Source organism: Microcystis sp. LEGE 00066 (assembly GCF_015207925.1).
Taxonomy (GTDB): domain Bacteria; phylum Cyanobacteriota; class Cyanobacteriia; order Cyanobacteriales; family Microcystaceae; genus Microcystis; species Microcystis ichthyoblabe_A.
Map to the genome: position 1 here is coordinate 22,276 of NZ_JADEVX010000039.1, position 6,977 is coordinate 29,252.

Here is a 6,977-nt window from a genome sequence, read left to right on the forward strand (position 1 = left end):
CATCGGTGACTACCAAGGATTTTAATTTTTATCCCCATTATTATACCTACGGCTGTGGTAAGTCTTGGCGATTTTTTTTGGCCAAAACCCTTGACAAAATCGGAGACTTGACATATACTTTTTATATAATGGGAATCCGTGCCTGCCTGCGAACCCTTCATTTTTAGGCTAGATACCCTCAATGTTAGGATAATCGGCCATGTCAGGACAAACGGGCAATAAACCACTTTTTTCTCAACACTATCTTGAGCATCGGCTGCCGGATTCTGGGGAATGGCAAGAGGATGTATCCGTGGCATTTTCCCGCTTAGAGAGTCTTTATCAACAAAAAAAGGCGATTTTGCCGACTCTTAACGAAGCGCAAACGGAAGCAGAATTAATACAACCGATTCTAGAAATTCTCGGTTTTAGTTATATACCGCAGGTAAGCAGTAGGGGAAAAGGAAGGTCAGAAAGGCCAGATTATGCCCTATTTGCCACAGAAAATGACCGTTATCAAGCCTATGCTCTCCAGAATAATGAAAAAGCCTTTTATAGTCAAGTTTTAGCGATCGCTGAGGCCAAATACTGGCAACGTTCTCTTAGTGACGTTTCTAAGAATGATCAGCGAGATATCTGGAAAAATAGTAATCCTTCCTTTCAGATCACCAATTATCTCACGGGGACGGGAGTAGATTGGGGTATTCTCACTAATGGTCGAGAATGGCGCTTATATTACCGTCAAGCGTCCTCCACAGCCACGGAATTTTATCCAGTGGACTTGATGGAACTATTAGAAGGGAGAGACCGGCAAAAATTTCGGTATTTCTGGTTATTTTTCCGTCAAGAGGCTTTTATTAAGGATATTCACGGTCAGAATTTCCTTGAACGGGTCCGGGAGGGGAGTACCACCTATGCCACCAGAGTGGGTAACGAGTTAAAAGAGTTAGTCTTCGATCGCATTTTTCCCGATATTTCTAAGGGTTTTGTATCATTAAATACAGACATACAGCCAGATTTATTGTATGAGGCGAGTTTATCCCTGCTGTATAAATTATTATTTCTACTCTACGCAGAAGCGCGGGACTTGCTGCCGGTGAGGGGAGACTATCGCGATTACAGCTTATTGCAAAAGACGCGGGAAATTGCCGTTAAAATCGATCGTCAGCAGGTCTTTAGTGGCACCTCGACGGGAATATACGATGCTCTCCTCAGTTTATTCCGCATTGTCGATCGAGGGGATGCTAATTTAGCCGTACCTCGTTACAACGGGGGTTTATTTGACATGGAAGAAGGCCGGGTGAATTGTTTTCTCGGTCAATATAAGTTATCCGATGCGGTTTTAGCACCCATCTTAGACAAGTTAGCACGTTTTGAGGGACAGCCGATCGACTATAGTTTTTTAGGTGTGCGACAGTTAGGATCAATTTACGAAGGATTACTGGAATATCGCATCGTGATTGAGGGGGAATCGGTGCATCTGGAAAATGATCGGGGAGAAAGAAAGGCCACCGGTTCCTATTACACTCCCGATTACATTGTTAAATATATTGTCAGTCATACCCTCAAACCAATTTTAGAGCAAAGGGCGCAACAGTTCGGGGATGTGATGACAGAAATCGCCACCCGAAGACAAGAAAGCAGCGATAGACGTTTAGGAAATCTCAGTCAGCAGGGATTACAAAAAGAGCTACAACGCTTAGAAAAAAAAGCGATCACCACCTTACTTGATCTTAAACTCTGTGACCCCGCCATGGGAAGCGGACATTTTTTAGTGGAAGCAGTGGACTATCTCACCGATGAGTTAATCCAGATTCTCAATCTTTATCCCGAAGATAATCCCGTTTTAACCATGTTGGAAACCACCCGACAAAACATTATCGACAATCTCCGACAACAGGGAATTATTCTCGATTCTCCCACCCTTGAACCAACGCAATTATTACAGAGAGTGGTGATGAAGCGCTGTATTTATGGGGTAGATATCAATCCGATGGCTGTAGAATTGGCCAAGGTTAGTCTCTGGTTACATTCTTTCACAGTGGGCGCACCTTTGAGTTTTTTGGATCATCATTTACGTTGTGGTAATTCTCTGATCGGAACTACCGCCAAGGCCGCAGAAGCCGCTATGATCGAGGAAGAAAGTGGTCAATTAACTCTTTTAACTGGCCCTTTTGTCGGGTTACTTCGGGCCGCGGAAATTATGCGGGGAATTAGTACCCTCAGCGATGCGACTTTTGCTGAAGTGGAAGCAAGTGAACAGTTATTCCGTGATTTTGATAGTCAAGCTAAACCCTACAAGCGTTTATTAGATGTTTTCCTCTCTCGCTTTTTTGGGGTTAAAACTGCTATCGAGTTTCTGCAGCGCTACGGTGGTAATATATCGGCAATTAATTGGGATAAGTTACCCCGTTCAGATCAAGGAATTTTAGACCAGGCAGCTAGTTTATATAAAAGTAAGCGTTTTTTTCATTGGGATCTGGAATTTCCTGAAGTTTTTATCGATCTTGATTCTGCTTCTTGGAAGGATAACCCCGGTTTTGATGCAGTAATCGGTAATCCTCCTTATGATGAATTGTCAGAATCCGCTCTCGGTAGAGTAATTGACGAAAAACAATTTATAGATAATACAGAAATTTATAAAGAAGCTAGAGCATTTAGAGTTAACTTATATCGTTTATTTATTGCCAAAGCTATAAATCTCGCCAAGAAAAATGGCTATCATAGCTTTATTGTTCCTATGTCACTGCTAGGTGATCGTTTTACATTTGAGTTAAGACGTAAGCTTTTACAAAAAACCAGTTTGATATGTATTGAAGCTTTTCCGCAAAAAGATGACCCCAATAATCGGGTTTTTCGTGAAGCAAAATTATCCACTTGTGTGTATGTTCTTTTTAATGGCATATTACCGCTAGATTTCTTGATGAGAACTCATGAGGGCAAAGATATTCTAGAACATTCTCGTCGATATTATGCTAATGCTGAAAAAATCGATAAATTTGATCCTGATAATTTATCTATACCAACAGTCAATCAGGAGTCTTGGAAATTGTTATTAAACCTATGTGAAAATCCTAGATGTGTTTTATTTAAAACCATTGGTTATCCGACTCCTGGAGAGATTATGTTCAATCAGCAATTCAAAGAATTTATATCAGATGATCCTCCAGGTGAAATAGTTCTTCGTGGAGCGCATATAGGTCGTTATGAGTTTTACGAAAAGCCAAAACAAGGAAACCCAGTGTATTTAAATAAAACAAAATTCCGGCTCTTCGTTACTTGTTATGGTTCGATAGGGGGGCATAAATCAACAAAATCTTTATCTGGTAAGGGATTTAATTGATTAGTTCGCTTTAGATAAAAAACAATTGACAAAAATCGCCCAATGTCTTTCTCTATAAGGGTTCCATCCCTTATAACTCCCGTCTATTGCATAAGACAAACCGAAGAACCAAAATTCCTTGAAAAACGTGGTACAAATAAAGAAGTTAAAGCATACGATCATTTAAAGAGAAGAATCGCCTATCAAAGAGGTGCAGCAATCGATAATTATCGACGGATAATAGCAACAACTATTCAAGAGGGATTTTTTTGTTCTGACACAGTTGGTTATATTGTAGATACACAATATAAACTAGAAACAGTTCTAGCTTTTTTAAATTCAAAATTATCGGAATGGAGATTCAGCCTTACAAGTACGACTAATCATATTAATGCCTACGAGCTAAACGTAATTTTTATTCCTAAAATATCTTTTAACACTAAAAGCGATCGCCGTCAACAGAGTTTAGAGAAACTTATCAAAAGTTATCAAGAAAAGCAAGAGATATTAAAAGAAATCGAGGAACATATTAGGAGAGAAGAAACCGATATAGTCCATGATATTTTGGCCTACTTAGCAGAACAGATGATCGAGATAAATCGGGAAAAACAAAAAGAAATCAAAAGCTTTTTAAGATATTTAGAGAGAATAATCGGCAGTGCGATCGATAATTTAACCAACAAATCAAAAATCCAAAACTATCTCGGTGACTACCAAAAAAGCGAACCTCATCTTAGCTTCGAGCAACTTGGGGAGATACTGAAAAAGAACAAAAAGAAAATTAGCGTTAACTTGTTAGATCGTCAAATACAGGAAACCTTAGAAAAAGAATATCAAACCAGTCTGGATAAACTTTTACCCCTAAAACAACAATTAAGCAGCACCGATGAATTAATCGATCTAATTGTGTATAAACTCTATGGATTAAGCGAGGAAGAAATTAAAATTATTCAGGGGAGAGAGTAAAAAAAAAGAATCAGCTGCCCGCGTATTTAAATTACTTGTTGAGATACAGATACCCGTCGAGGCGGTATAACCGTTAAATTTACGACCAATCCTGACTGGTATCGCAGAGGAAATGGTCGGCCATGATGTCCTCGAAGGTGAAGGGACAGTGAGAGGGAAAAGTCCGTATCGGTAAGTCCGTGTCTCGCAAAGCCAAATCCACTCCGGCCTCGAAAGCATCGGATAAAGCCGTCGGTATCCGGGATTTTAAACTAGGATTACCCTCTAGATGCCGTCTGATCCCTCGTCTCTGTTCTCTAATCGTCAAAAACCAGCTGCGAGAACGTTTATCTGGCTGATATTCCCATTTGAGAAGATGTCCTACCAAAACGGTTAGACGGCTCACCAGTTCTCGATATTCTTGTTTACCCAAGGAAATGATTTCCTCCCGTAAGTTTTGCCAGTCCAGAGCTTCTACCTGTCGGTTGGCTAGAGCTTTCGCTTGTAGCTCTGTCCACCCATAGAAGTCCGATTCATACAGGGAATTGGCTTGATCTTTCATATTGGAACTTTACCTAGGGTCTGCTGAAAAAGGTTTTTCTGGGGGCAGGGTGTGGGGTGTAGGGTGTAGGGTGTGGGGTTTTAGCGATTTTCATCTGGTCAATTATCTAATTTTCAGGGAAAAAGTTCAGGGATTTTACCCCCGATCACTCCAATGGTTGGCACTTTTTGAGGGAAAAAAAGTCTAAAAGGTTTACCCAACAAGGTTTTTAGATTTATTCAGCAAACTTTACCTAAAATGTCGGCTGGAAGGAACCCTGGAGATGACAGGTTCCGCTAGTATAGAACAGCGAAGCACGATCAAAACGACAGCAGTTTGGCGATATTTGAATAGGCGTACTGACTCCGCACCGGATAGTGAACACCTACCGTAGCCGTGATGTTGACGTTGGACTGACGCTCGAATACCATCACGATGTCGGAGCCGCCGAAGAGGAAAGTCGAGATCATCTCGCCCTTCGACACCGTTTTTCCCACCACCTCCTGGCGCACCTTCTCGTTGATCAGTGCCACCTGCTCATCATAAGATCGCCCCTTCTTTTCCTGTTGGGTAAGACGGATAAGTTCCTGCGTCCCTGGTTTGACGAAGACAACGGAGGATACTTGTGCCATTCCAATGGGCAGTACGGCGATCTTGCCGATAGCGGTTTCCAGGACAAAAAGCCCACGGCACTGCACAAACTGATAGTCTGTGGCATCCTTTGCATCCAGATAACGGTGCGGCATGGCCACGTTGGCCAAGGATGAGTTTTCATCGGCACGTCCCTCAGCATCGAGTAGATCAAGTTGGACATCCAGGTAAACCTGTCCTGGGATAAATTTGGCCTCAATTATCCTGCCCGCTGCCGGGGCGTGCTGCCGGTGATAGTCAAAGACATTGAGAAAGCTGTGAACGAAAATGCCGCCCTCGAAATCCTGGGCATACTCGGAACCCTTTAACAGTTCTGGGATAGGCCATTCGACGTGCTTGACCACGATTGAGGACTCTGCGGGCATCGGCTCGCCCGCCGGAGTGGTGATAGTCCATTGGCCGACAAAAGTGGACTCGGCTGGGAAGACGATAATCCGAGGATCGTCTGGCTGGGCGACTGGGCGCTGTCGATCGATATCCTTGAAAGTCCTGGAAAACCACTCGTTGAATGTCTTGTAGTTCTCGATCCCGTTTTCGCCCCCATTGTAGTCCTGGTAGGTATATTCCGGCCCGAACTTATAGGTTACGAGATGGTTGGCCGATTCGGGTGTGTCGAGAAATTCGCCCCATTCGACCGCAAATTCCCGAAGCCAGAGGGATAGAGGTGTGAGAGCCTCGCCGGTAAAGGGCGCGATCGGGCTTTGCAGGGAGACGAGTTCGGGTTGGTTGAAGTAGTAATAGAACTGCGTCAGGTGCAGATAATCTGTGCGTTCGTGGTAAATGTCGCCCTGCCATTCCCAGACCCGCAACCCGGGGATCCACGTTACCAGGGCATCGATGTAATAGTAAAATTGGTAGAGGTTGTGTATCCGATCGAGTTCGGGGATGCGCTGTTGTCTTATCTTCAAGATCGCGCTCTGGAAGGCTCCCCCATAGGCGTAATCGTCGATGAGCTTTTTAAGTTTCTTTGTGATCGGCTGCTTCGGCTCGTACACCGCGCTATCGGGGGATAGCTCTTTAAGGAATTTCGGACCCTGGGGGATTGACGATGAAACTCCCTGCTCGTTCAGGTGCTGGGCCTCCCGCGCCGACACCGCTTTCCATTTCAACCGGCCATAACTCTTGTTGTGATTTGTGTTCACGCCATTTTCCTCTTGTTGAATATCAAACTATCTATCTAAAATCTCCACAGACAGGGCCGACATTCCGCACATCTTCATATACTTTTATATATTTTTACATTCCCCAAGATGTTTTGACGAAAAACCTTCAGGCTCTTCGTTACTCTTTATGCTAAATCAACAGACAAGATGCCAAGATAACATACTTCTAACCCAAAAATTCCGAAAGTTTCTAAAGCCATAGCCTCTCCGTTTTATTAGTTTAAGTTTATTGTTGATTCCCTCGACCACCCCATTCGTTGTCCTTCGCTCGAAATAACTAATTATTTCTCCAAACCAGTTTCGGATTGTTTGACAACTCTTAGTAAAAACACTGGAGGATTTTGCCAACCATTCCGAGATGGATAGCATTCCCTCT

General features: G+C 43.0%; 3 protein-coding genes and 2 pseudogenes. 2 read left to right on the forward strand and 3 right to left on the reverse strand.

Annotated features, from left to right (window positions below; all coding sequences use genetic code 11):
- Nucleotides 1–199: 199 nt before the first annotated feature.
- Nucleotides 200–3,238 (forward strand): annotated as a pseudogene (locus tag IQ224_RS07845) (Eco57I restriction-modification methylase domain-containing protein); the annotation flags it as partial.
- Nucleotides 3,239–3,712: 474 nt separating this feature from the next.
- Nucleotides 3,713–4,267: pseudogene (locus IQ224_RS24910) on the forward strand (restriction endonuclease); the annotation flags it as partial.
- Nucleotides 4,268–4,346: 79 nt separating this feature from the next.
- On the opposite strand, the gene IQ224_RS07855 reads toward IQ224_RS24910, so the two are convergent.
- From IQ224_RS07855 to IQ224_RS07865, 3 genes are all read right to left on the reverse strand, one after another.
- Nucleotides 4,347–4,808 (reverse strand): DUF29 domain-containing protein, encoded by a 462-nt coding sequence (locus IQ224_RS07855; RefSeq protein WP_194032799.1) that lies wholly within the window; start codon nucleotides 4,806–4,808, stop codon nucleotides 4,347–4,349.
- A gap of 299 nt (nucleotides 4,809–5,107) precedes the next feature.
- Nucleotides 5,108–6,580, reverse strand: a complete 1,473-nt coding sequence (locus tag IQ224_RS07860; RefSeq protein ID WP_194032800.1) for a phosphatidylserine decarboxylase — start codon at nucleotides 6,578–6,580, stop codon at nucleotides 5,108–5,110.
- 156 nt (nucleotides 6,581–6,736) lie between these two features.
- Nucleotides 6,737–6,977 (reverse strand): transposase (locus IQ224_RS07865; RefSeq protein ID WP_194032751.1); only part of this gene is annotated, 241 nt, incomplete at its 5' end.

What these genes read in the sequence shown, in the direction of transcription:
- IQ224_RS07855 (WP_194032799.1), bottom strand. Translation starts at nt 4,808, where the DNA reads ATGAAAGATCAAGCCAATTCCCTGTATGAATCGGACTTCTATGGGTGG.